This is a genomic window from Aquimarina spongiae (assembly GCF_900141785.1).
Classification (GTDB): domain Bacteria; phylum Bacteroidota; class Bacteroidia; order Flavobacteriales; family Flavobacteriaceae; genus Aquimarina; species Aquimarina spongiae.
In genome coordinates this window covers 352005-378162 of record NZ_FQYP01000005.1, presented here as the reverse complement: position 1 = coordinate 378162, position 26158 = coordinate 352005, and the positions used below count along the sequence as shown (strand labels likewise).

30 protein-coding genes are annotated in these 26158 nt (G+C 32.8%); 16 read left to right on the top strand and 14 right to left on the bottom strand.

The features are described 5' to 3' along the window. The first annotated feature begins 122 nt into the window (after positions 1-122). The 5 genes from BUE24_RS13485 (at position 123) to BUE24_RS13465 (ending at position 3851) form a co-directional block, all read left to right on the top strand. A complete protein-coding gene (locus tag BUE24_RS13485; RefSeq protein ID WP_073316541.1) occupies positions 123-698 on the top strand; it encodes a hypothetical protein in 576 nt (191 codons plus the stop codon). Positions 699-794: 96 nt separating this feature from the next. Then, positions 795-1229, top strand: a complete 435-nt coding sequence (locus BUE24_RS13480) for a hemerythrin domain-containing protein (protein WP_073316540.1) — start codon at positions 795-797, stop codon at positions 1227-1229. A 16-nt stretch (positions 1230-1245) separates the two neighbouring features. After that, positions 1246-2352, top strand: coding sequence for a DNA topoisomerase IB (locus tag BUE24_RS13475; RefSeq protein WP_342039429.1), 1107 nt, complete (start codon positions 1246-1248; stop codon positions 2350-2352). Positions 2353-2462: 110 nt separating this feature from the next. Then, positions 2463-3362 carry a mechanosensitive ion channel family protein gene (locus BUE24_RS13470; RefSeq protein WP_073316539.1) on the top strand — a complete coding sequence of 300 codons (900 nt, stop codon included), beginning with the start codon at positions 2463-2465 and terminating at the stop codon, positions 3360-3362. A 159-nt stretch (positions 3363-3521) separates the two neighbouring features. Next, positions 3522-3851: a four-helix bundle copper-binding protein gene (locus BUE24_RS13465; RefSeq protein ID WP_073316538.1), complete on the top strand. Its 330-nt coding sequence runs from the start codon at positions 3522-3524 to the stop codon at positions 3849-3851. Positions 3852-4001: 150 nt separating this feature from the next. On the opposite strand, the gene BUE24_RS13460 is transcribed toward BUE24_RS13465, so the two are convergent. Genes BUE24_RS13460 through BUE24_RS13450 form a run of 3 tightly spaced genes read right to left on the bottom strand, consistent with a single transcriptional unit; the run spans position 4002 to position 5012 of the window. After that, positions 4002-4487, bottom strand: a complete 486-nt coding sequence (locus BUE24_RS13460; protein WP_073316537.1) for a hypothetical protein — start codon at positions 4485-4487, stop codon at positions 4002-4004. A gap of 57 nt (positions 4488-4544) precedes the next feature. Then, positions 4545-4775, bottom strand: coding sequence for a hypothetical protein (locus BUE24_RS13455; RefSeq protein WP_073316536.1), 231 nt, complete (start codon positions 4773-4775; stop codon positions 4545-4547). Between the two features lie 27 nt (positions 4776-4802). Beyond that, the gene (locus tag BUE24_RS13450; RefSeq protein WP_073316535.1) at positions 4803-5012 is read right to left on the bottom strand and encodes a hypervirulence associated TUDOR domain-containing protein; all 210 of its coding nucleotides are present in this window, start codon (positions 5010-5012) and stop codon (positions 4803-4805) included. A gap of 405 nt (positions 5013-5417) precedes the next feature. Here BUE24_RS13450 and BUE24_RS13445 point away from each other — a divergent pair, with 405 nt between their 5' ends. Then, entirely contained in the window at positions 5418-5867 is a 450-nt protein-coding gene (locus BUE24_RS13445) for a ferritin-like domain-containing protein (RefSeq protein ID WP_073316534.1), read from the top strand. Positions 5868-5977: 110 nt separating this feature from the next. On the opposite strand, the gene BUE24_RS13440 is transcribed toward BUE24_RS13445, so the two are convergent. The 3 genes from BUE24_RS13440 to BUE24_RS13430 form a co-directional block, all read right to left on the bottom strand. Beyond that, positions 5978-7072, bottom strand: coding sequence for a DUF748 domain-containing protein (locus BUE24_RS13440; protein ID WP_073316533.1), 1095 nt, complete (start codon positions 7070-7072; stop codon positions 5978-5980). A gap of 88 nt (positions 7073-7160) precedes the next feature. Further along, positions 7161-7745, bottom strand: a complete 585-nt coding sequence (locus tag BUE24_RS13435; protein WP_073316532.1) for a DUF3332 domain-containing protein — start codon at positions 7743-7745, stop codon at positions 7161-7163. A 131-nt stretch (positions 7746-7876) separates the two neighbouring features. After that, positions 7877-8911, bottom strand: a complete 1035-nt coding sequence (locus BUE24_RS13430; RefSeq protein ID WP_073316531.1) for a helix-turn-helix transcriptional regulator — start codon at positions 8909-8911, stop codon at positions 7877-7879. A gap of 239 nt (positions 8912-9150) precedes the next feature. Between BUE24_RS13430 and BUE24_RS13425 the strand changes: the two genes are divergently transcribed. Further along, positions 9151-9852 carry an SOS response-associated peptidase gene (locus BUE24_RS13425; protein WP_073316530.1) on the top strand — a complete coding sequence of 234 codons (702 nt, stop codon included), beginning with the start codon at positions 9151-9153 and terminating at the stop codon, positions 9850-9852. A 17-nt stretch (positions 9853-9869) separates the two neighbouring features. Here BUE24_RS13425 and BUE24_RS13420 read toward each other — a convergent pair whose 3' ends face one another. The 3 genes from BUE24_RS13420 to BUE24_RS13410 form a co-directional block, all read right to left on the bottom strand. Further along, positions 9870-10172, bottom strand: coding sequence for a hypothetical protein (locus BUE24_RS13420; RefSeq protein WP_073316529.1), 303 nt, complete (start codon positions 10170-10172; stop codon positions 9870-9872). 129 nt (positions 10173-10301) lie between these two features. After that, positions 10302-11315 carry an AraC family transcriptional regulator gene (locus tag BUE24_RS13415; RefSeq protein ID WP_073316528.1) on the bottom strand — a complete coding sequence of 338 codons (1014 nt, stop codon included), beginning with the start codon at positions 11313-11315 and terminating at the stop codon, positions 10302-10304. Between the two features lie 168 nt (positions 11316-11483). Then, positions 11484-12527 carry a helix-turn-helix domain-containing protein gene (locus BUE24_RS13410; protein ID WP_073316527.1) on the bottom strand — a complete coding sequence of 348 codons (1044 nt, stop codon included), beginning with the start codon at positions 12525-12527 and terminating at the stop codon, positions 11484-11486. Positions 12528-12732: 205 nt separating this feature from the next. Between BUE24_RS13410 and BUE24_RS13405 the strand changes: the two genes are divergently transcribed. The 5 genes from BUE24_RS13405 to BUE24_RS24385 all read left to right on the top strand — a co-directional run bounded on the left by BUE24_RS13405 (position 12733) and on the right by BUE24_RS24385 (position 14937). Beyond that, positions 12733-12897 (top strand): DUF1328 domain-containing protein, encoded by a 165-nt coding sequence (locus tag BUE24_RS13405; protein ID WP_073316526.1) that lies wholly within the window; start codon positions 12733-12735, stop codon positions 12895-12897. A gap of 23 nt (positions 12898-12920) precedes the next feature. After that, complete coding sequence (locus BUE24_RS13400; protein WP_073316525.1) at positions 12921-13103, top strand: hypothetical protein; 183 nt, start codon at positions 12921-12923, stop codon at positions 13101-13103. Between the two features lie 248 nt (positions 13104-13351). Continuing rightward, a complete protein-coding gene (locus BUE24_RS13395; RefSeq protein ID WP_073316524.1) occupies positions 13352-13684 on the top strand; it encodes a hypothetical protein in 333 nt (110 codons plus the stop codon). Positions 13685-13708: 24 nt separating this feature from the next. After that, entirely contained in the window at positions 13709-14812 is a 1104-nt protein-coding gene (locus BUE24_RS13390) for an AI-2E family transporter (RefSeq protein ID WP_073316523.1), read from the top strand. After that, positions 14809-14937, top strand: a complete 129-nt coding sequence (locus tag BUE24_RS24385) for a hypothetical protein (RefSeq protein ID WP_280174031.1) — start codon at positions 14809-14811, stop codon at positions 14935-14937. Before BUE24_RS13390 ends, BUE24_RS24385 begins: the two co-directional genes overlap by 4 nt. 11 nt (positions 14938-14948) lie before the next feature. Here the strand turns inward: BUE24_RS24385 and BUE24_RS13385 are convergent, their stop codons facing one another. Next, on the bottom strand, positions 14949-15359 hold the full coding sequence (locus BUE24_RS13385) for an arsenate reductase family protein (protein ID WP_073316522.1): 411 nt from the start codon (positions 15357-15359) through the stop codon (positions 14949-14951). A 93-nt stretch (positions 15360-15452) separates the two neighbouring features. On the opposite strand from BUE24_RS13385, the gene cls reads away from it, so the two are divergent. The 3 genes from cls (at position 15453) to BUE24_RS13370 (ending at position 18361) form a co-directional block, all read left to right on the top strand. Continuing rightward, the gene (gene cls / locus BUE24_RS13380) at positions 15453-16874 is read left to right on the top strand and encodes a cardiolipin synthase (protein ID WP_073316521.1); all 1422 of its coding nucleotides are present in this window, start codon (positions 15453-15455) and stop codon (positions 16872-16874) included. A gap of 146 nt (positions 16875-17020) precedes the next feature. Further along, the gene (locus BUE24_RS13375; RefSeq protein ID WP_073316520.1) at positions 17021-17626 is read left to right on the top strand and encodes a porin family protein; all 606 of its coding nucleotides are present in this window, start codon (positions 17021-17023) and stop codon (positions 17624-17626) included. 141 nt (positions 17627-17767) lie between these two features. Further along, on the top strand, positions 17768-18361 hold the full coding sequence (locus BUE24_RS13370; RefSeq protein ID WP_170864599.1) for a porin family protein: 594 nt from the start codon (positions 17768-17770) through the stop codon (positions 18359-18361). Between the two features lie 132 nt (positions 18362-18493). Here the strand turns inward: BUE24_RS13370 and BUE24_RS13365 are convergent, their stop codons facing one another. Further along, positions 18494-19888: an NAD-dependent succinate-semialdehyde dehydrogenase gene (locus BUE24_RS13365; RefSeq protein ID WP_073316518.1), complete on the bottom strand. Its 1395-nt coding sequence runs from the start codon at positions 19886-19888 to the stop codon at positions 18494-18496. Between the two features lie 39 nt (positions 19889-19927). Beyond that, positions 19928-20668 (bottom strand): SDR family oxidoreductase, encoded by a 741-nt coding sequence (locus BUE24_RS13360; RefSeq protein ID WP_073316661.1) that lies wholly within the window; start codon positions 20666-20668, stop codon positions 19928-19930. 210 nt (positions 20669-20878) lie between these two features. Here BUE24_RS13360 and BUE24_RS13355 point away from each other — a divergent pair, with 210 nt between their 5' ends. After that, the gene (locus BUE24_RS13355; RefSeq protein WP_073316659.1) at positions 20879-21514 is read left to right on the top strand and encodes an SDR family oxidoreductase; all 636 of its coding nucleotides are present in this window, start codon (positions 20879-20881) and stop codon (positions 21512-21514) included. Positions 21515-21541: 27 nt separating this feature from the next. On the opposite strand, the gene BUE24_RS13350 is transcribed toward BUE24_RS13355, so the two are convergent. Next, the gene (locus BUE24_RS13350) at positions 21542-22438 is read right to left on the bottom strand and encodes a DUF6268 family outer membrane beta-barrel protein (RefSeq protein WP_073316657.1); all 897 of its coding nucleotides are present in this window, start codon (positions 22436-22438) and stop codon (positions 21542-21544) included. 4 nt (positions 22439-22442) lie between these two features. Beyond that, the gene (locus BUE24_RS13345; RefSeq protein WP_073316517.1) at positions 22443-26150 is read right to left on the bottom strand and encodes a metallophosphoesterase; all 3708 of its coding nucleotides are present in this window, start codon (positions 26148-26150) and stop codon (positions 22443-22445) included. Between the last annotated feature and the right edge of the window lie 8 nt (positions 26151-26158).

Sequence of the window (26158 nt, the reverse complement as noted above, 5' to 3'; positions counted from 1 at the left end):
TTGATAAAACATTTTAATCAAGGGCTCCCGAAAAACGTAAAAACGAAATACATCATTAGGGCAAATGTAATGTGTAAATCAACTAGGTAGCCCTTGTCATTTTAACCTTAAACCATTTATTTATGAAAAATTTTATAGGAATAGCAATCATTATTATTTTATTAAGTAGTTGTGATGTACAACAAAAAAAAGAGGCAAAGCTACCTGATGTAGATGTTGAGGTAGAGACCGAACCTGGTCAGTTACCAACCTTTGACGTGGATTGGGCTGATGTGAATGTTGGAACAAAAACTAAAACAGTTACAATCCCTAAAGTTGTCGTTGTGATGGAAGAAGAGGAAATAGAGGTTCCTTACATTGATGTAGATATGCCTAATTCTGGAGACAAAGAAGAACTTACTCTAAGAGTAGAAGCCGAAGTAGAAGATAAAGAACATACTATTGATATAAAGGAAATTATTGCCACTGGCAAAAATCTATATGTGATTTCGGAATTAGAAGAAAAAGCACAAAGTCTGGAAGACAAAAAATTAAGAATCTCAGATCAGGTTATTTTGAATGCTCCGGATCTTAATGTTAAACACATCATCATAGGAGAAAAACCTAATCGTGTTTTTAATGATGAATATAAATATGTAACCGACATAGCAGATTTTAAATCAAACCTTAAAAATTCAAAGGTGATTTTCACCAAATAATATATCCAGATTCCAGGATAGATATGGTTAGTTGCTAAAATAGCCTCTTAAGTATATTTAAGAGGCTATTTTTATCAAATCCTAAAACTTGAAACAATGAATATTTTTGAAGCATTAAGAGAAGATCATACACTACAACGAAATTTACTAAAAGAACTAATAGAAACCTCTGGTGATTCTAGCGAAAGAGTGCAGATTTTCAAAAAAATAAAAAAAGAACTTTCGGTTCATGCCGACGCAGAAGAAAGACATTTTTATGTTCCTCTTATCACTAGTGATCGGACTCAAGAAAAAGCCAGACATGGTATTGCAGAACATCATGAAATTGATGAGCTAATCGAAGAGCTAGAAAACACCGAATATTCTTCATCTGCTTGGCTCAAAATAGCAAAACAGCTCAAAGAAAAAGTCGAACACCATCTCGATGAAGAGGAACATGAAGTGTTTCAAATGGCAGGAAAAGTATTCACTCAAGAACAAAAAAATAATTTAGCAAAAGATTATTTGTCTTATCTCGATAATAACAGATAACTAAAAATTATTTGTGATGATGAATATGGAACGCACAAACCCTAAATTTTTAAAGCAGATCATTACTACACCTGAAACCGTAATTGATCAACTGGATTTGGTGTATGTAGATGAAAACCAATTAAAAATAATAAGACAAAAAAAAGAGAATAATTTTTGTTACCTATTAGACAATAAGCTAATTAGTAATGAAAAAGACATTAAAAGAATCCAGAAGTTAGTTATTCCCCCTGCATGGCAAAAAGTGAAAATCACTACTTTAGAGAATGGTCATCTACAAGCTGTAGGTAGAGATTTAAAAAATAGAAAACAATATCGGTATCATTCTCTGTGGAAGACCATTCGTAATCAAACTAAATTCTATAAGATGACGGATTTTGGAAAACAACTCCCCAAAATACGTAAAAGAGTTGACCTTGACCTTGAACAGAGGGGTTGGCCAAAGTCAAAGGTTTTGGCATTGATAATTCGTTTAATGGAAGAGACACATATTCGAGTTGGAAACGAACAATATGCTAAACGAAACAAAACCTTTGGTCTCTCTACAATGCGCACACGGCATGTATCCTTAGAAAACAATAAAATGAAATTCGATTTCATTGGTAAAAGAGGAAAAAAACACTCGGTCACTTTGCGTAATAAAAAATTGATTCGTCTAGTCAACCAATGCGAGGAAATACCAGGATGGGAATTGTTTCAGTACTATGATATTAATGGGGATAAGCATAGTGTAGACAGTGGTATGATTAATCATTATATTCACCAAATTTGTGGGGATTTATTTACCGCAAAGGACTTTAGAACTTGGGCCGCAACTTCTATTTTCTTCGAGACGCTAAAGGATCTAAAAATCGGTAATTCTGATCAAAAAAGACAAAAGAACGTACTACAAGCCTTTGATGCTGCAGCTAAAGGTCTTGGTAATACCAGAAATGTTTGTAGAAAATACTATGTACATCCAGCCATAGAAAGAGCATACCTAGACGGTTCTATTCAAAAAACTTTTGACAATATAGATAATTACATCTCGTCTTCTGTTTCCTATTTTTCGCCTTCAGAACAAGGTATTTTGGAATTAATCGGAAGCTATACCCCTGCATTTTTGGAAAACATTAAAAATTAAAATAAGTAAATTGTTTGAATAAGCCTCAAAAAAATTATGATACCCACAACCCAAAATAACCATGGGGATAGCATCTATTTTAAGAATTAAATAAATAAAAAGATAAAATAATGAAAGAACAATTGATTAATGCCTGGAATAAGATGATGGAGAAACTAGAGTCATGGCTAGACAGTATTGTGGTAAACTTACCAAATCTAATCATTGCGATTCTTGTTTTTATAATCGCTATTATCGCTTCAAAATATATAAGCAAACTTGTCCTTAAACTTCTGGAAAGAAGTCGTTTACAACGGGCAATGAAAAAGTTGATTTCTAAATTGGTATCAATATTAGTGATTTTGATAGGTCTATTTCTAATACTGGGAATATTAAATCTTAGCAAAGCATTAAATACCATCCTGGCGGGTGCCGGAGTAGCCGGTTTGGCAGTAGGTCTTGCATTACAAGGGGCACTTGCAAACACCTACTCAGGAATCATACTTTCGTATATCAAAAATTTAAAGTTTGGAGATTGGATAGAAACCAATGACTACGAAGGCGAAGTTGTTGATATCAGTCTTAGAGCACTCACATTGAAACAGGTCGATAATAACCTGGTGTATATTCCAAACAAGCTTGTCGTAGAGAATCCTATTAAAAATTACTCTACAACGGCTCAATCAAGAGTTATACTAGAATGTGGAGTTGGGTATGAGTCAGATTTACGTTTTGTAAAAAAACTCACTATTCAAACCGTGGTAGAAAACTTTGAAGCAGTAGAAAAAAAAGACGATGTATTATTTTTGTGGAGGGGATTTGGAGATAGTGCTATCAACTATGAATTGCGTTTCTGGATCAATTCAACTTCTGCTTTAGAAGTAGCCAAAGCCAAAAGTGAAACTATGATGTTGTTAAAGGAAGCTTATGATGATAATAATATCAATATCCCATTCCCTATTAGAACTCTTGATTTACCTGAAGAATTAAAATCGTTATTAGAAACTCATGAAAGAGCATCTGAAAAATAAAGAGCGATATCAACCAGATCTCATATTACTTGATCATATTCTCCATTGGAAAATGTCGTTTTTTCTAACAACCAATTATATGCTTAAGCGGAATCAATAATTACAATAACCTCCACCCTACAAAAAGTATTTGCAGAGAGAAATTAAATATAACTTAGAATGAAAAATAATGAGAAATTAATAAAAGAACTTGTGAGCTGCGCTATAGAAATTAGAAACTTTGGGTTTTTATGTCTTAAAGAACAAAACATCGATAGATTTAAAAAGTGTATCGAAATTTCTGTATTAACTGCAGAAGTCTGTGAATTTACCGCAAAAGTTTTGAACACTTCAATTTCTAAAAAAGAAACAAATCACTTATTAAAACAATGTGAAGAACAACTTTTATCTTGTTTCGATGCATACAACCATCATCAACTGGACTATTGCAAAGAATGTTGTGCGATTTGTAAAAGAACTATAAGTGCTTTATCTGAATCCACACAATAAGCCATTGCTTAACAAATCTAATAACTTACACACTTTATTCCTTGCATAGTATTTTCTTTCGAACGTAAGCGTTTATAATACGAAAGAATCCCGAATAATGATCGTGTCTATCAGGTAGTTCTTTTATCAAATAAACAAATAGATACGTTATCAATAGCTTTGAAGTCTAACAATTTTGGATTCTTTTATATTTATTTCCCTTTCTTTATTAAGTCTTTTGATCATCTCTGCACCTCTTACATGTTGAAAGATAAGAAACGTCATTACACGAGTTATTACCTCAGCGATTTCTATTGACAAGGAGGGTTTGTTCAAAAGTTCTGTAATCGTATCTATCAGTTCCCCATCAAAATTTAAACATTTAATCATTAAATGTATATATTTTTCTCTACCTAAGAGCGATGTTTCTTGATTTTCAGACCGTATGCCCTTTTCTATATACAACATGGTTGCAACCATGTTGTGTGAAGTTAAAACTTCAACAATTTCGTTAGCAAATTTATTCCTCTTCGAGCTTTGAAAATTTAAAAATCTTGTAAATTCAACCAACTGAACTTCTTGTGCAGCCTCAAAGTACATTTTCTCCGCTTCAAAAATCATTTCAAGTAATTTTTGCATTTCTTTTTCAATTTCCATAGTTATTGTTATTTAGTTTTCTATCAATAAATATTGAGCAGTATGTTTATATACTTGTTACTCTGACTTATTATTGGATGTTTCTAGAAAAACCTCATTATCGTTTTTGAGTACGTGTTTTCCATTTTTCAACCTAATATATAAAGCTTTTACGGCTCGACTAAAGCATGAAGTCTTACTTCTCTTTCTTATCGTTTTTTGTTGTTTATAAGCATATGTCTCCTCTACAATACCACTCCGAACTGTATTGTTTTCTTTCCATTTCACTTTATTACCTTTTCTTATCATTATTTTTAAATCTTTGATGAATTGATGCTACATCCGTTCTACTTCGCTTTCACTTTTTAAAGCATAATTACCGTCATCTAACTTTATGTATAATGCCTTGTTATTGTTCTCCCCATTTCTGGTAACCTCGGTGCCTTTTATCGTTTTGGTAATTTTTTTTGAATATGTTTCTTCTACTTTACCCGTAGCGTACCCATTTCCCCAATTCCATTTTACTTCTGTACCTTTTCTTATCATAATTATATTTTTTCAAAAGATCTTAAACTATTCAATTTCACATTTGTCTAATCCGTTCAAATATTAACTCAAATCATCTATAGAACAATTACTTACTAAACAAAAAGTTAAATTCTAAATGAGTTAACAATTACATTTTTTGAGCAACCAACACCTCAAACACCTAGCTATTTTTGAAGTATATCTTAAAATCATCATTTATGGGACTTCAGTTTTTACTCATATTTATAAGTGGAATAGCATCCGGTATTATCATCACTATTACCGCAGGAAACTCCAAAAAACGGAAAAGAAATTAACCAACGTATAGCAAACCAAAAAGATATCTATACAACCTAATAGATAGATGTTAACCGATAAGCATCTCTAAATAATGTTATCGCTAATAATAAATAAATTGTTATTATGACAACGTATTCTGAAAAAGTAGGAGGTAAATTAAATGACCTTTTAGAAAAAACCTATGATGCAGAAAAAGGGTTTAAAAAAGCTGCAGACAACGTTAAACACAGTGGACTCAAAAATTATTTTAACCAAAAAGCGCAAGAACGCCATGATTTTGGATACGCTTTAAAAGCGGAAATTAAATCTTTTGGTCAGCCAGTGGACAATGGAGGAAGTATTACTGGAACAATGCATAGAGCATGGATGGATGTAAAGTCCGTTTTATCAAAAGATAACGAAGAATCCATGCTAGAAGAAGCCATAAGAGGAGAAGAAGCAACTGTTGAGGAATATAATGATGTGCTTTCTGAGACGACATTGCCGCCAAGTACACAAACCATTCTTACTCAACAAAAGAACAAAATCATGAATGGATTATCTTCTATCAGAAGATTAGAAGACTTAAATTAATAATTTCTATTAATTCTATTTTCAAGGATCAAGATTATTTGATAGGTGTAACAGCCTCGAAAAGACTGTGATGAGTGTTTTTAAGAAGTCTTTAAATCAAATGATCTTGATCATTTTTTATCCATTTCTTTTTGAACATTTTCGAAATTAATAGAATCATCTGTCACATTCTCAAAAGCTTTAATCCAAGCATTTTTAAAAATATTTAATATCGCATTCCAACTACTTGTTTTTACATTATTTAAATTTCCCTGTAAAGGGACCTTAGTCGCCAGGGAATCTTTCTTATGATTTTTTAGAAGAAATTTGAAAAATCCCACAAAACCCTCCCACAAAGTATCTAAAAAACCATCGTCATTACCGATTAACTTGGCATTTGTAAGTATTGGTTTGATGTATCCTTTTAAATAGCTGTCTACTATAACCACTTCACTATAAATACTTAGATCGCCTTCTTCAAAATCTAGTCCGGTATAATGATGAGTAAAATCATTTAACGACTTCATATTTGTTTTTTCTAATGAAAACGAAATATCCATATCTGGAATTGTTTTTATCAGGTCAAGTTTTCCCTCTAATTGAACATTTCCCTGTCCTATTGAAACTGCATTGGCTCTTATCGTAGAGGGCAACTCTAAATTTTCCCGTGCTACGTTTTTTAAATTTTTTGCCTCCAAACTAATCTGATCAAAATAGAGGTCAATGGTAGGACTCGTGGATAGCTGGATAAAAGAAGCTTTTCCGTTAATAATTTCTAATCTATTAATATCAATAGGAACCAAATCTGTTAACGCTTTGGTCCAATCATTTAACACAGGTGATTCTGAATCACCAGTCCCTTGATCTTCAAAAACATAATTTAATTTTGGTTCAGTCATTACAATTTCACTTACGATCTTTCCTTTGAAGAGAGCAGTCCACTCTATTGAAATGTTAGTTCTTTTGAAGTCTAGAAATGGAACTTTAGAGTCGGCTTGTATTTTTTGTAATGACAAATATTCGATTTCATAAGCCCCCCGAAGTAAACAAATATTTATACCCTCAACCTGGCCGTGATATCCAGGAATATCGGCCAAGACTTCATTCACGTATTCTTTGACATAAAAAGGCAGTAAAAGTCTACCCACAATTAGAATTACCGCTATTATAACTGTTATAACCACTAGTTTTCTTTTCGTAAAAGCCTTTTTCTTACTTTTCATCATATTTTCAAAATAGAATAATTAATTCTTAAATCAAAAAAGAGATTGCTCTAAGAACAATCTCTTTACGAATATCTGCAGACAATACTAATTATTGGTCATTTTCTGTTAACAGACAATCCTGAAACGAAATAATTTTATGATGTAATAGTGCCAATCCTTTATCGTTAGATTCACTTGGATTTATTTTTACTTTTCCCCCATCAGGCAGATGTACTACATAAAAACCATCTTTAAAAGAAGAGAGTTTAATAAGTTCTCCATTAGCTTTTATTGCACTCCAAGTTTTGTGAGAAGGGCTGTAAACCAAATCCAATTTTTCTCCTTTTCGTATTCCCTCTACAATATGAATTTGTAGTCTATTTTTGGAAGCTGTCATTTTGTAAGTATTTCCATCTCGCTCTACAATTTGTGTTTCGCTTTCACCTTCATTCATTGCAAGAGGGTTTGATCCACTCCAAAATTCAATCACGTTAAAAATCAATGTATCTCCCAAAAAGAATAAACCATATACCGGTATGATATTTAACCCCCAAAAGACCAAGTTATTTACAAATCTACTATCGGTAAGATCTTGATTCCAATCTTTAAGTCCGTTAAATGCACTAAATGATCCCAAGCAACTTGAGAAAAGAATAGATGTCGATAGTGCAATGCATATTGTTGTTTTTTTCATAATTTAAATTTTATTTACTATTTCAAAATTAACATCTACACTTGTTAAGATTGACTCAAAAGAAAATTTAACTAACTCAATACGAATTCTTAGAAACAAAAGAGCATTTTTGATTATATGTAGATAAAAAATTATTCTTGAGTCGATTCTTTAAGATACCTTAGGCATTTGATTTTATATTCTTTTGGACTATAATTATACCTCTTTTTAAAAATTTTGCAAAAATAGCTTCTACTGGTGAGCCCAACAGAGTAAGTAACTTCTGAAATGGTTAAATCGGTAGTGCGAATAAGTTTTTCTGCCTGTTCTAAGCGCACATTTCTAATAAAATCAGAAACTGTCCTATTAAACATAAATTTAAAACCCTCTTGTAATTTTGCGGGAGAAAGACCAGATCTAGCACACAATGTTTTTATAGTATGTTGATCCTCTGGTCGTGTTTTGATGTAGTCACTTGTAATGGTTATCTCTTTCAATTCATTTTTCAATAAACCGCTAGTATTTTGATTATTACCAACCTCCTGACAAAATTTTTCTATGTGTCTGGCTAATACCAAATAGTATCTTCCTCTTTGCGACAACATTTCGGAAATTTCATTGGCATATTCTATACCGATAAGTAATTTTAATTGTTCTGCAATTTTTAAACTATGTCCTCCGGAATGATAATACCTTTTTCTAGTACCAATCTTCCTAAGAAGATCCTGAATTCTTCTTTCAAACTTGTTGGAATCCGCATCAAACTTGGCAAAATATTCCTTTTTATTGACTACCAATATGTTAAGCACTAAACGTTCCCCTGCCTTTACAAAAATTCGATTAACCAACCCTTGCTCAGTATGTATGACTGCAGTTTGAAATTGTTCTATCGTATGTACTTTATCCAAATCATCAAACTGATGTGAACAAGACCCTTCTAAACAATATAAAAATTGAAGAGAAGTAAACGTAATGCATTTAATTGGAATTTCTAAATCCTGAGATGGAGTTAAATCAAAATCAAACGATTGTAGCCCATATTGAAGATTAATAAATCTCACCTTTCCAGTACCAACTTGTTTATTTGGTATAATACTATAAGTATCGTACTTTTTTTCAAGAACACCCTCTAACAACTCCTGGAATTGAAAAAATTCAGGAGGTATATCATTACGAAATGAGCTCATCGTCTTCACCATTACACCTTGAGCATATATAATATTAATTATCAGAAACTTACACCCAAATGTAACGTAATAAACTTGCTTTGTTTAACGTTTTTAGATTTTTCTATGACTCTATCGATTCACAAACTAAACATTCGTTAAATTTATACGTTATATTTTATCATATGCGTTAGTAATTAAATGAAACAAGGTAATTTACGCTGCGTATTTTTATTTACTTGCGTACAGATATAAGTTGAATGTTAAAACAAGTTTCAAATATTGCAAATAGAGAACGTTTAGAAAATGAAATGGGCGTGCCTTTCAAATACCCTAAACTTTATGTTCCGAACCCTGTAATTGACGGAAACTATGAATCTACTTTATCAGTTATTACCTTAGACAATCCCGACTACATTTCTTTTGCTATTTGGGGGATCTTACCTTTTGATTATTATGATGATTGGAAGGATTTTCAAAAAGTCCTGCAAACAATTACTACTACTAAAGATAAACTAAGTTCTGATTACTTTTTTGAACAACCCTACCAACAAAGAAGATGTCTAGTAGTGGTAACAGGCTTTTTTATTTATCACCTTTACCAAGGGTCTTTACATCCTTACTATGTATATTTAGAAAATCAACAACCCTTTTGTATGGGAGGCATATACAATACATTATCCGATGGCTTTATTACAAGTTCTATTCTATTAACAGAGTCTAAAGGAATAATCAGTAAAATTCAGAATTTAAATAACACTATGCCTCTTGTAATCCCAAAAGAATTTTATCAAACATGGCTGGATTCAAAAGCCCCTAGGGACAAGCTCGATACCATACTAGATCATACATCAGTTCCAAAATTTAGGTCGCACCCTATTGCCAAAGAATTCTTCAAGAATGATATTGCATATACCTCTATGTTAGATCCGGTGTACTACAAAAACATCCCGATTCCCTAGTCATAAGTATCTTCTGTCTAAAATTGAAATTCTTTTTTAATTTGAGCCATATCAATTTTTAGAGTCATGGGTATAATCCCATATTTTGGACCGAGTCCGTTGATCATAAAGTTACCGATATATGCTCTCGCAAGATCAATATTTTCAAAAATATAGGTGGCTCCCAAAGTTTTGGTTTCATCATTGTAGTGACAATAAAAAGAGAATAGACCTTTAATCTCCCTAACCTTTTCTTTTCTATTTTCTACAATTTTTTTTAATTCTAATTCTGTTAATGTGGATTGAAATTTTAAATGTACAATTGTTCTCTCACCTTGCATCTAATATAGTAGGTTTTTAAGATTAGACTGTTACGTTTCATACTAAATAATAAGATATGAATCAAATTTATTTTGGGGTAATAATAGGCATTTATTCAGACGACAGTACCATTGTGAATTTCTAATATTTTATCTTATTTTTTTGCGGTATTCGGCAGGTAAAATCCCATATTTCTCAAAAAATATCTTAGAAAAATAGCTTCTACTTTTAAAGCCTATTTTATAGACAATTTCGGATATAGAATCATCCGTATTTTTGATATAATCTCTGGATATTTCTAGTTTTAACTGCCTAATATATTCATTTACAGATTTGGAATATAAGACCCTAAAACCAAGTTGTAATTTTTTTGTGCTAAGTCCTGCTCTGGTGGCCAAAATATCAACCGATAAAGGTTCGGAGATATTATCTATAATATACTCAGACAGTTTATGAATCTTTTTGATATCTGATTTGGATAGGGATTCTGGCAATACCATCCCACTTTCGTGATTGCTATGCTCTAACATTTGCATAGCCAAAATCAAATTAAGTTGACCTTCTATAGACAAAGTACGCACAATACCGCTCTCATAGCTTTCCTGTAACTGTCGTATCTGATCTGCAATTTTAAGATTAAAATTTCCAAAATGACTATATCGAGTTTCAGAATTCCCGTCTTGAAAAACATCAAGTAAACTCTTGCTTAGAAAAGATAAATTATTATTTCTTTTCTTTGAATACTCCTTTCTCAACACGTAAATAAAATTTACTTTGATAGCTACTTTTTTTGGAAAAATGTAAGTTTCAATAGAATTTTTCCTGGAAGAAATAATAATATTCTGATAACGCTCAAAACTTCTTGGTCGAGGGTCAGAATCATTAGAATACTCTAGACTTCCCTCAGAAACAAAGATGAATTCTATAGGATTAGCATCAGCTATATTAAAAACAATCTTGATGTCTTCTGTAAAATTAACATCGTAATCAACCAGAGAAACACCCCAATCAAAGGCGATACTACGTATCATCCCCTTGCCCAATTCATTATCAAACTCCAAAACATATTCTCCCCATTGTTCTTTTAAACTACCTTGCAAATATATTTTGAGTTGTTCGAGGATTTCTGCTCCCTCTATACTTTTGATCTCGATTACGCGCATTCCTGTACTTCTAAGTCTTTTTTTGAATTGTACAAAGAAATCGGATTTACGTTAAACAGGTTAACAATTTTGAAACTTATAATAACACTATTGGTCTGTTAAGGCGGTAATTTTTTGTCAAAAATTTATTCAAAAAAGAGAGAACGGGAGTACTTCAGAAGATTAATTTTATGCAGATCGAGAATCATCTTTCTGATTTCTAATCTGATCCAAATATTGCTTAGGACTAACACCATATTTTTTTTTGAAAAGTTTTGAAAAATAGCTTCTAGAATTGATCCCAACTTTGTAAGTGATTTGAGTTATATTGAGATCAGACGACTCTAAAAATTCTTTAGCCTTTTCAATTCTATAATTTCTGATATACTCGTTAACCGAAGTTTTATATAATTGTTGAAATCCGTTCTGAAGTGTATTTTGGTTTAATCCAACGCGTTTTGCCAGATTTACGACGTTATCCATACTTTCTATTTCGTCTCTTATAATGGATGTTGCTTTTTGTATAGACTCTACTGTAGATTGCCTTAAAATCAAACGCTTATCAGGTTCATTTAAATCATCAAGATATTGTTTGAGTTGAAACGTTAAAATCTCATAAGCCTTCCCTTCAAGATACACCTGTCGCATAAAACCGGTAAGCTCACATTCTGTAAATTCAGAAATAAATTTTGATATTTCAAGACTGTAATAATTTTTGTAATAAAATTGTTTGATTCCATTTACATCCCTGAAAAGATCAATCAAATCGGTATTCATATTAGGAAGGAAAGACTCTATTTTTTCTTCAAACAATTTTCTGTTGATCTCTAAACTAAAAATGCATATTGGTACATTCGCAGGAATTTTAAAAATGTGGTTGTTGGTGGGAGTACTTGCTACCATCGTATTTTCCAATCTTCGAACCTCATGTAATTCTTTACCTTCTTCAAAACCATGAAAAAAACTTGATTCTCTATTGAAAATAACCTTTAGAGGATGAATCGTACCCTTTTCCAATTCGAATCTAAATTCCTTATTAAGTAAATAATCCGTTTCTACCACACCTACTCCAAAATCAAACTGAAAAGACCTAACATATCCAGAACCCATTTCGTCGGGTAATCGAACACAGCATTCATGATGAGTTTGTTCATAATCTACTCCCAAGCTAGTGGCTAAATCAATTACGACCTTATGAACGCTATGGTCTTGTATACTTATTTTTTTTCTCATTAAATAGGATTAGAAACTGAATATAGCTAAAGATACTGCATTTTAAGGTAAGAAGCATACTTTCAGAATCCCTATTTGCAATGGAGTTAACAATACTAGTGATACAGCAAAGCTTTTGTCTGATATCTCATGATCTTTGTTACACAAGTTCTTAAAGATCCTTTAAGTACTAAGACAATAATATTAACTAAAAAACACAATTATTATGTTACGTTGGACAGTCATTTTTATAATCCTAGCACTAGTAGCGGGAATATTTGGATTTGGAGGTATTGCTGCAGGTGCAGCTAGTATTGCCAAAGTTTTATTTTTCATTTTTATCGTATTATTTATAGTATCGTTAATTTTTGGAAAAAGATTTAAGGCATAATTAAATTTAAAATTAAACATATCATGAAAAAAGTTATAATAACCTTGTTTTCTTTTGTTTTTGTTGCAACTATATTAACAAGTTGTAGAGAAAAGAAAAGTACAGGAGAAAAAATAAAAGACGGAGTAGAAGAAGTTGGAGAAGGCATTGAAGAAGCAGCCGAAGAAGTAAAGGATGAAGTTGATGATGCAACTGATGGGAACTAAAAACGTATAGAAAAATTGTTGAGGATGAATAAACGGGTAATATCTGGGGTAGATTTTTTACCCGTTTATTATTATGTAAAATAAACAACCATGACATATGAAAAAAAACTCAGGCAAATACTTTCAAAACCTAAATCCTCAAAAAGTGGTAAAACTAGTTGTTCCACTATTTATAGCTTCTTTTATTGTAATGTGTATTTATTTCTTAATAATTTTTGAAACAGTTGTGGGCTAAACTATTTCATTTTATGAAAGCAAATCTTCCAAAAAACGAAAAATATTACATAAAAAAGTACGCCGATATAGGATACGCGACTAATTTTTATTTTGAGAAAAATAAAATAGTCAATAGTTTGACAAAATGCGCGCACAAGCCGAAGGATATTAGCATCGTAGCGCAACATCGCTTCGAGGGTATTAGAAATCCTGCCAACCTATCCATACTTTATATTATGGAAGATAGTGACGGTTACAAAGGCAGTTTTTTGGTTTCATATGGCGCCGCCGCTAATCAAGCTATAATTGAGTTTTTTAACCATGTCCCAGAACAAAACATTTCTAATAAAGCTTATATTATTTGATCCTATCTTATTAAATCAAAAGTTTTGAAAAAAAAAGAGTCTATTTTTAACATTAGTGATTTCAGCAAAAAAATTATAAAATCCACTAGTATCGTCATCATTATGATACTGTGTACTTTTTTGATTCTTAAAGGTTTTAAAGTTTTATTGCTTATTTTGGCAGGTGTTTTATTTGCTACTTTTTTTCGTGGAATAGCCTCTGCAATAGAATCGAAACTCCCCTTCAACAGTGGTTTATCTTTATTCGCATCAGTACTATTAGTGGTAACAGTATTTTCATTAACCTTAATTGGTATAGCACCTAGAGTTTCATCGCAAATGCAAATATTGGATAAAGAATTACCTCTAGCTGCTAAAGAAGCGCAGCAAAAAATAGAATCCAGCCCAGTGGGTTATTGGGTTATACAACAAATACGTATTTACAAAAAAAAGTATGAACGAGATAGTGAAAAACTCACACTATTTTTCAGTTCATTTTTTGGAGGATTAGCCGATATCTATATCATTTTCTTTCTTGGGTTTTTCTTTATGATCCAACCAAAAATGTATAGTCGAGGAATTATCTTATTATTTCCTAAACCCAAAAGAGAAAGAGCCCACCAGGTAGTTTTGACCATGGGTTATACATTAAAGAAATGGTTGTTGGGAAAATTATTGTCTATGATAGTTGTAGGTGTTCTTACAGGTATAGGATTAGCAATACTCGGGGTGCCTCTGGCATTAACTTTAGCCATTTTTGCTGCACTTATCACTTTTATACCAAATTTTGGACCAATTATAGCCTTAATTCCTGCATTTTTACTCGCATTTACGAAAGGGGTAGATCATGCTATTTACGTCTGTATTTTATATGCATTTATACAAGCCGTAGAGAGTAACATCATCACTCCTATCATTCAAAGGAAGATGATCTCATTCCCATTAGCTATGATTTTGATTGCCCAGGTTGTTCTAGGGATTTTTACAGGTGTATTGGGATTAATACTCGCAGTACCCGTAGTCGCCATCATTATGGTTGTAATAAAAATGGTATATATCGAAGACATACTAGGAGATTACTCCGTAGAAGTAAAAGGAGAAGAAAAATATATAAATAAAAAATTTGAACCTCAAAAACTAGAAGAATGAATAAAAAAAGTTTGAACAAAGAGAAAAAAGAAAAACTTTCCAGTCAGTTAGAAATGCCCAAAAAAAAAGCTTCTTTTGAGGAAACCAAAGAAGCTATGCAAAAAGATCAAAAAACAAAAAAGTAAAAACTCTGAATTCATTTTTCCGGGTTTTTGGGTACTCCTGCACTATCTGGAGCCATAAATTTTAAAAAGTCTGCTGGGGTATGTAACAAATGAAATTCTGTATTTTGAATCAGAATAGAAAATTGAACTAAATGAGGATGGGTTTCTAATACTTTCAGCCAATCATGATCGTTGAGATGAATATCATCCGCATAGATTTCCGTAAAATCTGGGTGTTTTCTATTCACCAGTTTTTTAATTTCAACATTTAATTCGTCTGCGATTTCTACCCACTGCGTGGCCGTTACCTTTGTTTTTGCAGTATCGATACTTCTAACTTTCTTTTTGGATTCAGTAATATACGCATAGGTTTGTTTTCCTATAGAAGTATTAGAGTTATAAATTAATGTAAGTTGTTTGTTATCCGTTGAAAAAATTCCCATAATGATTTCGTATTTTTAGTAAAAATAGGATGTACTATAACAGGATCAAGATGCAATTCAACTAAATTTTAACGCATTTAATAAAAAAGATGTATGACTTTTTTAATTATCATATACGCAATCCTTACTCTGCTTGCTTTTTTCCATATTATTTTATTTGGTTCTAGACCTGTAAAGTCTCTAAGTTGGTTGCTTATTGTATTAATATTTCCTTTTATAGGTATACTACTATATATTGTATTTGGGATCAATAGAAGGAGAATAAAAATTTATAAACTCAAACAAACAGTTAGACGCCGACTTTATGATGACACGTTTCGTAATCATAAAACAAAAGAATCAGAACTAGAATTTGAGAATAAACAAGGTGAAAAATTAGCCAAACTCTTAAAAAATAGCTCCTATTTCGATGCTCAACCAGGAAATCATGTAAAGGTATTATACAATGGAAAAAAGACATTTGATACTATTTTTGGAGCTTTACAGAAAGCTGAAAAATTTATACATCTACAATACTACATTTTTGAAGAAGGAGATCTCCTTGATAGATTATACAAGTTATTCGAGGAAAAAATAAAGCAAGGTGTAGAAGTTCGCATTTTATACGATGCCATAGGTAGTTATGGTACTCGGAAAAAAATGAAAAAAAAATTTAGAAGTATCGGAGCCAAGGTATACCCTATCTTACCTCTTCATTTTGGCAGTATTCTTTATACATTGAACTATAGGAATCACCGTAAAATTATTATTATCGATGGAACAGTAGGTTTTACCGGAGGGGTCAACATATCGGATAAATACATCAAACCAAATTCAGAACTTGGTATTTGGGACGACACTCACCTATATCTTAAGGGTCCCGTTATAGATAGCCTACATCGAGTTTTTATAAAGGATTATTATTTTGCTAGCAATGAAAAACTCCTATTGCAAGAAGAATATCTCCCGGAAATTAAAGAAGAAGGTACAATTACTGCACAAATTGTTGCTGGCGCTCCAGATGCAGATCATCCTGCTATTATGCAACAATACATAGCCATGATTAATCTTGCAGAAGATTATATTTACATATCGAACCCATATTTCATACCAAACAGTGCTATGCTAGAAGCCTTAAGAATTGCGGCTTTAAGTGGCGTGACTATAAAATTGCTTGTTCCTAGAAAATCAGATTCTTGGTTAGCAAAACACAGTATGTTGTCATTTTTTGAAGAGTTACTTTTTTTGGGAATAGAAATTTACCAACAAAAAGACGATTTCTTACACAGTAAAGTCATTGTAATGGATGGTAAAATTGCTTCTATTGGATCTGGTAACTTTGATCATAGAAGCTTTGAGCATAACTTCGAAACCAACGCCCTTATTTACGACCAAAATATAGCCGAAAATGTTTGCCAAAACTTCATCAAAGATTGTGAAGAAAGCGTTATTCTAAATTATGAAAGTTATAAAAAGAGGGCATTACACAGGAAATTATCCGAAGGTATAGCAAGATTCTTTAGTCCTCTTCTATAAGCAAGAGTAAATCCAAAACAAAAAAGCATATCTTCTTAATTTTTGTTAAACATTCTTTTGAGTTAAAGACTCTGTCATTTGAGTTCGTACAGGGTACTTAATCTGGGTAATTTTGAAACCAGTAATAAATAAAAACTCAAAAAAAAATGAAAAAAATTACAGTACTATTAGCCTTCATGTTATGCACAACTTTAGCTAATGCCCAACAAGACACCGATAATAAAGTCCAATTTGGTGCTCGCGGAGGTGTTAACTTTTCTACGATTACTGGAAGTGATTTTGAAGACCCAAAATCGAGAACAAGTTTTTATGCGGGTCTTGTTGCAGAAGCTTTTATAGCAGAAAAATTTTCATTACAAGCTGAGGCTTTTTATTCGGGGCAAGGATTTGATATAGAAGAAACCTCTTTTGCCGGTGTCACCGTTACTCCATCAGCAGAATTTCAAGTCGATTATATTCAAGTTCCTCTTTTGGCAAAGATCTATCTTATTGAAGGCTTAAACGTTCATGCGGGTCCGCAATTCGGATTCAAAATAAACGAAGAAGTAGACACGGATCCTACCGGAGACGGTGGTGATTTTGACACTGATCAAATCAAAGATTTTGATTTCCAATTAGCGGCTGGAGCAGAATTTAAACTAACTTCTGGATTCTTTATCCAAGCTCGATACAGTTACGGTTTTTCTGAGGTAGTAGAAGATTCAGATGCCCATAATTCTGTATTTTCTGCGGGTATTGGATTTATGTTTTAAAAGCATATAAAGTAATGATGAACTAATTAAAAGCTTGTCTTTTTGAGGCAAGCTTTTTTGCGTTAATAACTATCTGTTTAGGGTTAAAAAATGTAGATGATAACAATTACTTTTCCTATTGCAGATGTCAAAACTTATATCATGAAAAAGAAGATCTTTTTGCTCTTTCTAATTATCAATTCATTTGGTGTGATTTCACAAGATTACGATTACCTATTCTCATCTAGTCGAGTAGGCACTAAAGCCGGAGTCAATTTCACAAACATTGTGTCTTCATCAGAGGAGTTTGATAATACTCGGTCTAGAACAGGTTATTATATTGGTTTGGTATTTGAAGGAATGATAAACGAAAAGTTTGGGATCAATGTAGAGGCAATATACGCTCGACAAGGATTTGAACTTAAAGAGAATGCTGCTAATCACAAATCCACGATAAAAATAGACTATATCCAGGTACCTATACTTACTAAAGCTTATTTGAGTAAAAGTTTCAATGTGCAAATAGGATTGCAAATGGGTTTTAAAATCGGAGATAAAATAAATAAAGAATTTTTTCCTGACTTAAATATGAGACCCATCAATAATTTTGACCTTCAATTAGTCTCTGGTTTAGAATATCTTTTAAAAACAGGTTTTTTTATTCAAGCTAGATACAGTTACGGTTTGTCTGAAATAATAGAAAGTTCAGGTGCTCACAGTTCGATATTTTCTACTGGTATAGGATTTATGTTTTAATCAATTATATAAATAAGTTTATTTAAAATAAAAAGCTTGTCTGTATTAGACAAGCTTTTTCAATTATTCCATGTTTTGTTTTTTTACTTTTAAATCTGAGTTCTTTTTATAACTAACATTTTTCTAATACTTCTAGTCTCTAATCATAATAGATTTCACATTAACGAACTCTTTAACCCCAAAACCACCATGTTCTCTCCCAAAACCTGAGTCTTTAACTCCTCCAAAGGGCATATTTGGCTCTGCCAATCCAAATGAATTAATAAATATCATTCCTGTATCAAAATTGTTTTCTGCTAATTTAATTGCTTTTTCAATATCCTCGGAAAATATTCCTCCCCCTAATCCGAACCTGCTGTCATTTGCGATGCGAAAGGCATCTTCATCATCTTTAGCTTTGATTAGTGATGCCACAGGTCCAAATAATTCATCATCATATGCAGGTTGACCGGGCTCTACCAATTCTAAAACAGTTGCAGGATAATAGAATCCAGCACCTTCAGGAATTTTTCCTCCACACAAGATTTCTGCTCCTTTTGATACACTTTCTACTACTTGATCATGCAGTTTATCCCGTAAATCTTCTCTAGCTATTGGTCCCATATCACTTTGATCAGAAAAGGGATCTCCAATTCGAATAGCTTTCATGGCAGCAACAAAGTTATCTTTAAAGGATTCATAAACTGAGTCTACTACTATAAACCGCTTTGCAGCGATGCAAGTTTCTCCGTTATTATAAATACGACCTTTAACACACATTTTTACCGCTAGCTCTATATTCGCATCCTCAAGAACAAGATAGGCATCATTACTTCCTAATTCTAGTACTGTTTTTTTTAACTGGACTCCAGCTTTTTTTCCTATTTCTTTACCTGCTATTGAACTTCCTGTCAATGTAACACCTTTCACTAGATTATTTTTTATTACATAATCTGATTGTTCATGGTCAATAATTAATAGTGTAAACAGACTTTTTGGAAGATCGGAATCGTTAAATACTTTTTCTAAAATTTTAGCAGATCCTGTCACGTTTGAAGCGTGCTTTAGTAATACACCATTTCCTGCCATAATGCTTGCAACTGCATATCTAATTACTTGATAAGAAGGATAATTCCACGGTTGTATTCCATAAATTACACCTAAAGGACTGTAGGTAACTATTCCTCTGCCGCCATTTAAAAGTTTTCTCTCTTGATTTTGAAGTGCACTAGGTCCGTTTTCTGCGGTATACTCACAAATTGCTATACACAAATCAATTTCTTGTTCGCTTTGTGATAACAGCTTACCCATTTCACTTGTCATCATCTTAGCAAGTTCGCTTTTATGAATCTTTAAGCTTTTACCGATGCTTAGTATAGCATTAGCTCTTTCTTCTAAAGAGGTATTTCTCCATTGTAAGAAAGCCTTATTACAATTTTCTATGCTGTCGGTCAATTGTTCGTCTGTGATATACTGATGACTTGCAAGTTCCTCTCCAGTAGCTGGATTTATAGTGGTGATAATATGTTCTTCAGTTGTAGTTTCCATTATTATTTAATTACTTGATTTTAAAAAATTAGTTTCTTTCTATTGTTGCTCACTAGGCATGATATAAACATCATTAATATTTACCCGCTCAGGTTGAGTGATAGCATAATAAATTGCATCAGCTATATCTTCTGATTCTAATGTAGTCATCTCTTTCATCACTGACATTTTCTCCAAAATTTCTTTATCGGTAATCGTGTCCAAAAGCTCTGTAGAAACTGCACCTGGCTCGATGGAAGTTACGTTTATTCCATATTTAGGAGCTAGCTCTTGTCGTAATCCTTCCGAAAACATTTTAACCGCTGCTTTTGTTGCGCAATAAACAGCTCCTCCAGGGAAGTATTTATAAGCTGCAGTCGAAGATATATTAACAATATGCCCTCCTTTATTTTTTATAAGTGTTGGTAGTATCGCTGCGACCCCATTAAGTACACCTTTAATATTGACATCGACCATCGTTTCCCACTCATCGGTTTTCAAATTCTTTATGTACGATAATGGCATTAAACCGGCATTATTGATGATCCCGTTAATCGTTTTATATTCTTCCAGAGTTTTAGACACAACCTTTTCGAAATCTTCTTTTTTGGTAACATCAGCTGTAACCACAAGTGCTTTCCCTCCGTTTCTCTCTATTTCGTCCTTCAGTTTTTCTAACTTTTCCTCTCTTCTAGCTGTTAAAACAACGCTAACATTATTTTTTGCAAGTTTTAAAGCTGTGGCTTTTCCTATACCGCTTGAAGCTCCTGTTATGATAAAAACACTATTATCTAATTTCATAATTATTAATTTAAGATTATTACATGTATTTACCCAAAGATGCATTATCATAAGGATAGTTCTTGTCGTGATCCAAACCATTATTAACCCATCTCAAAACAAAATGTAGTAAGTAAAAACAGCACAATTTCGTATGAGATAATTATTAAATGATTTGCATTACACATAATGGAAGAAAAAAAAGAACTTTACCTCCTAAAAAAAATAATTATGGAACGCATACTTATAGCAGGAGCCAATGGAGCTGTTGGAAAAAAAATCGTGAAAATTTTAGAACACTCCCCACTTTATACTCCTGTAGCAATGATCAGAAAGAACGATCAAAAAGAACAATTTGAACGTAGAAACATAGCAACTGTATTAGCAGACTTAGAGGGTGATATTTCAGGGGTTACTACAGGCATTGATAAAGTAATTTTTGCAGCAGGTTCAGGAGGAAAAAAAGTAGTGACTGTGGATCAAGAGGGTGCAAAAAAGCTTATTGATCAATCTAGTGAAACGGGGGTCAAAAAATTTATTATGCTCAGTTCTATGGGGGCAGACTCACCTCAAGATGCAGATAGACTAAAAGAATATTTATTGGCAAAACATAATGCCGATGAACATTTAAAGAATAGTAATGTAAATTTTACTATCGTAAGACCAGGGAGTTTAACTGATAAATCTGGCACAGGTAGGATTGTTTTAGACAAAAAGCTGAAAGAATCTGGAAAAATTAGTAGAGAGGATGTAGCACAAGCATTGGTGGAGTCGCTACCTAGCAATGTAGCAAATAATGTCATTTTCGAAATCCTGGAGGGTGATCATTTAATTGCTTCAGAAATAGCTAAAACAAAAACGATGTAATACTGAAGAAATTTATTCTTCCCAAAATCATATTTTTAACTTTATCCCTCCTCTAAGGTAAAAACTATTTTGATCGTTTATTGTTAAAACATCCTCTCTATTTTCATTACGCAATCTAATATCATTAATCAATGTTACTCCTGTATAGGTATAGAATAAAAGATGCTTCGTAAAATAGTGTTCATATCCAACTCCAACCAATGCAGTTGTCATTGATATATTCGCGGCGTTTTTGACTTCCTGCTCCTGTTGATTGAAAAATACTTGATTATTCTGAAGGTTAGCGAAAAAACCATCAAGGGTCACAAATCCCTGAAGTATATTGCTTTGATTAAAATAATATTTAACATTCGTTTTGGGAACTCCCAAAACAAAAGACCAGGAAGGATGAAATTGCCTAAAATAATTCACAAAAGGAAGCGGAAAAGGTCTACCAGCAGTAGTAGAATATCTTAACCCTAGAATTAAACGCCAAGGTTTCAAAAGATCATCTTTCATTTTATTTTTAACAAAATAAAATGAACCTGTAAACAAAAGATCATCTGTAATAAGTTTGTCTTGCTCAAAATTTGAAGCAGCAATCATACCTGCTCTTGTAGCAAATCTCCAATTGTTTTTTAATGTAAAGGTAATTCCTATATTCACCTCAAAAGAACTAAATCTTTCTAGATTATCAGTATTAAAAGTTGTTTGATCACGATATATAAAATTGATGTTTCTATACTCCAATCCGGGTACCAGATAACTTCCTTTATTATTTAGTTTTATGGGAAAATTAGCCAAAGCTCTAAATCTTCTAAAAGAGTTATCGCTGTCTTTTTGCGGAAAATACGTATATTCTATTCTGGCCAAATCACTAACCTGTGCCAAGATAGGTACTTCACTTATGATTATAAATAATAGAATTAATATACTACTTCTCATAGGCTTAGAACTTAAAAGCAAATGCAAATGAGAAACGTGCCCCATCTTCTCCAAAGAACAGGTTGAACGTACTATTGATGGCATCTGCGCTATTTATCCAAAAACCGCCACCTACATCACTATGCCATTGATTTCGATCTTCGGTATCTGCAAGCCATACTCTTCCTGTATCCACTCCTGTAAAAAGCCCTATTTGAAGCGGAAGCACTCTAGTTTTAAATTGATCAAAACTATATCTTATATCGGCGCTACCCGCGAGTGATGACTGTCCAGAAAAACGTTGATTACGATATCCCCTAAGCAAATTCTCTCCTCCTATTTGAGCAGACTGATAAAACTCATACAATCGACCTATATTAAATTGGCCTTGCGCCGCAGTTTTTAATACCCACTTTCGATTGCGAGACAACGCGTTATAAAAACTTAAATGAGGTTTAATATATCCAAAGGTTCTTTCTGTATTTTCAACATTCATTCTACCCCCTACATTAACTTCGAATTTCATCCCTCTGGTAGGGTTTACATTTACATCATAACTTTCATATCGATAGGTTCCATCAAGACCTGCAAACCATTTTCTATCAAAAATTTCGGGATCATCAAAGTCAACTTCGGTAGTTATAAAACGATCTGGAGTATCGTCTACTTTTATCCCTTCAAAAGAAGCTGTATACTCGAAGTAACTTCCTAATCTACCATTTTTAACAGCTCCTATTAGAGTTCTGTAGGTACTTAATTTCACCCTATTGTAATCGAAATCAAAATCATCTTGATTATTGTCTGTATCATTTCCAAATCCAAAAAAGTTTACAGCAAAATTGGGACTAGTGTATCTTCCTCCTATCAATAAATTGTAATCTCCCAAAACTCCAGAGAACTCTCCTTTATACTCTAAATCGAATCCTTGTGTAGCAAAATAATATCCTCCCGAAATTTTATGTGTTGCTGTAAAAGGATTTTGCTGGAATCCTTTTATAGAAACAATACCTGTAGGTCCGATTCGTAAACCATCATCTGGGTTAAATCCGACAGCTGGTATTATCGAAGTGGTTTTTAAAACATCTTCATCTTTATTAAAATGGTTTATTCTATAATTATCGGTAAATTTAAAGGTGGCTCCTCCTCTTTTTTCTACTGTATTGGGTTTACTTTTATGATCATATACTTTTACACGTCTTCCTTTTTTAATGTTATAAATATCATTGTTTTGCCCCCCAATAATTCTTAATTTAATAGGATTCTCCGGTTTTCCATGAACTGCGATACTATCATCATCATCCAAAGCATAAATCCAAATTTCTTTAGTATCTTTTTTATGGTAAACGCGATCACTTACAATATCCGCTTTTTTTCCCTTCTTAATTCTATAAATTGTGATTTTAGTCTTCCCATTTTCTTGTCGCTCTATATCTACGTAATCATCCTTATCCGTTCCTGTAACAATAACTAAATCTGATAAGTAATTATAATAACGATTAGCAATATCTGTGATGTTGTTTCTTCTTTCTTTTAAACTGTGCTTTATATGTTGTAGATCTTCTCCCTTTGCTTCTGAAGGTATATTCTCGAATGCCTTATCGATAATTTCATCAGATAGGTTTTCTTTTATAAATCTTGCTTGCTCTAACCATTCTCCTCTACCACTATTTTTGATCAAGGTACGATCCAGGCGAGTAGCAGAAGTATTTAACCATTTTACATCCTTTAATTCTGCATCATAACGCTGGAATTGATTGGCAAAGCCAAATAACCCACGTAGCGCACCCATGAATCCACCATCAAAATTCGAAAAAGCCTGATCCCTGTCTCGTGGTATGGGTTTAAAGATATGATCTCCATTCTCTAATTCATACTCTGCCCAGCGCCATTGATCTTCATGCCTGTCCCAATCACCGATTAGCATATCAAACAATCTTGCTCTGATATAAGAAGATTCCTCAATTTTATATTTTTCGTCCCTGCGTAATCGTTCGTAAACATCTGATGTACTCTCTATATCATCTGGTTTTCCAAAGGAAGATAAGTTCTTATGGTTTTCCTCTGGTCTTTCTACAATCATGTATAATTCATCTCCATGATCTATATTAAATTTACCCAGGGCTTTCTGTTTGGGCACATAATATATCTTTGGATTCGTATGGAACACCCCAACAGCATCTGATAACATTGGTATTACGGTAAAAATATAGGGATGAGATGCTGTATAAAAGTCTTTTAATATATCCTCAGAAACTGTATTTTCTAATGATTCCTCGACATAATTATCCTTAAAGATAGTAGACTGTAAAAATTTAACTCCGCTTTTTTTAAGTGCTCTCATATTGTATTCTCGCCCATCTTTGGCCTTTAATCGTAGTGATCTAGTTTGATGCCCTCCTCCTTTCCGAACTACCTCTAATCCACCATAAAGTGTATCCAAAATAGCTACCCTGGCCTCGATTTTTGTTCCGTACACATCTCTATAGTGATCCCCCCAGATACTTTCATAAAAATCAGTTTTTTCATTGGATTCTGGTTCATAGACCGAAGCTTGAATTGTTGCTGGATACTTAGGTGGTAGCATGTTTAAATCATACTCAACGTTAGACCCATAAATTTCCTTACTGTAAAGAAGATATGGTTCGTTGTCTCGATTTCCATAATATGATACCCATGTTGACCCATTTTTATAGATGTCTAATTTTGCGAAACCTTGTCCTCCATAGGCAAAAAGTCCGTCATTACTCAAGGTCGCATACGAGTTTTTTGCACCAGCACCAGAAACAATTTGTTTGATACCCTCGTGTTCAATGTATTGCAATGAGTGTTCATGTCCTGAAGCAAATATGATTCTTTCTGCTCCCTTTGCTAGAGTCTCTAGCCTTTTTACTAATGACTTATATTGTTTATTCTGATTATCCTGTGTTGAAATCCCACCTGCCGTACGTATTTGCATAGCAAGTGAACCTAAAATTGGTAATGGAATTTTCTTCTGTGAAGGAAATAAATGTTTGACCGGAGCGTACTGCCCTCCATGTACTCCATTGGTGTAAAGAGGATGGTGTAATGCAAAAAGAATAGTTTTATTTTGATTTTTCTTCAATTCACTTTCCACCTCCAAGAACATTGCTTCTCTTGTCTTTATCTCTGAACAATTATCATTAATGGTTGGGTGCTGATCCCAATCCTCGAGATACCACTGAGAGTCTAAAATAATTAATTGAATGTTTTCTGAGATTTCTATGCTCTCAAGGGCACATCCCGTTTTTGGTTTAAACAGCTTTTTATCGTCTAACCGATCCTCAAAATACTTTTCTTCTCGTTCTAATCCTTTCAAGCCCTCGTTATACCAGTCATGATTACCGGGTATAAAATACACTTGTCCACCAAAATCTTGTACTGCTTCTATTTGAACATCCAATCGATGCTCTGCAATCTCACGATCCTTTGCATCTTTTTTGGGCATTCCATCTGGATATATGTTATCTCCCAAAAAAATGGTGTAGTTTCCTTTTTGGGGATGAACTGAAAGATATTTTTTTAAGATTGTTAAGGCAGGAGTACTTTTTTCGGCCTTAGCATAACCAGCATCTCCAATGAGGTAAAAGGTTTTCTCAATCTCGCCTTCATTAGGTGTGGCTTCATTGAATTCTTCTCTGTACTTAGGTTCATATAGTGCGCAACTAGATATAAGTAGAGCAACACATAAGAACATTATGTATTTATAATTCATTAAGATCT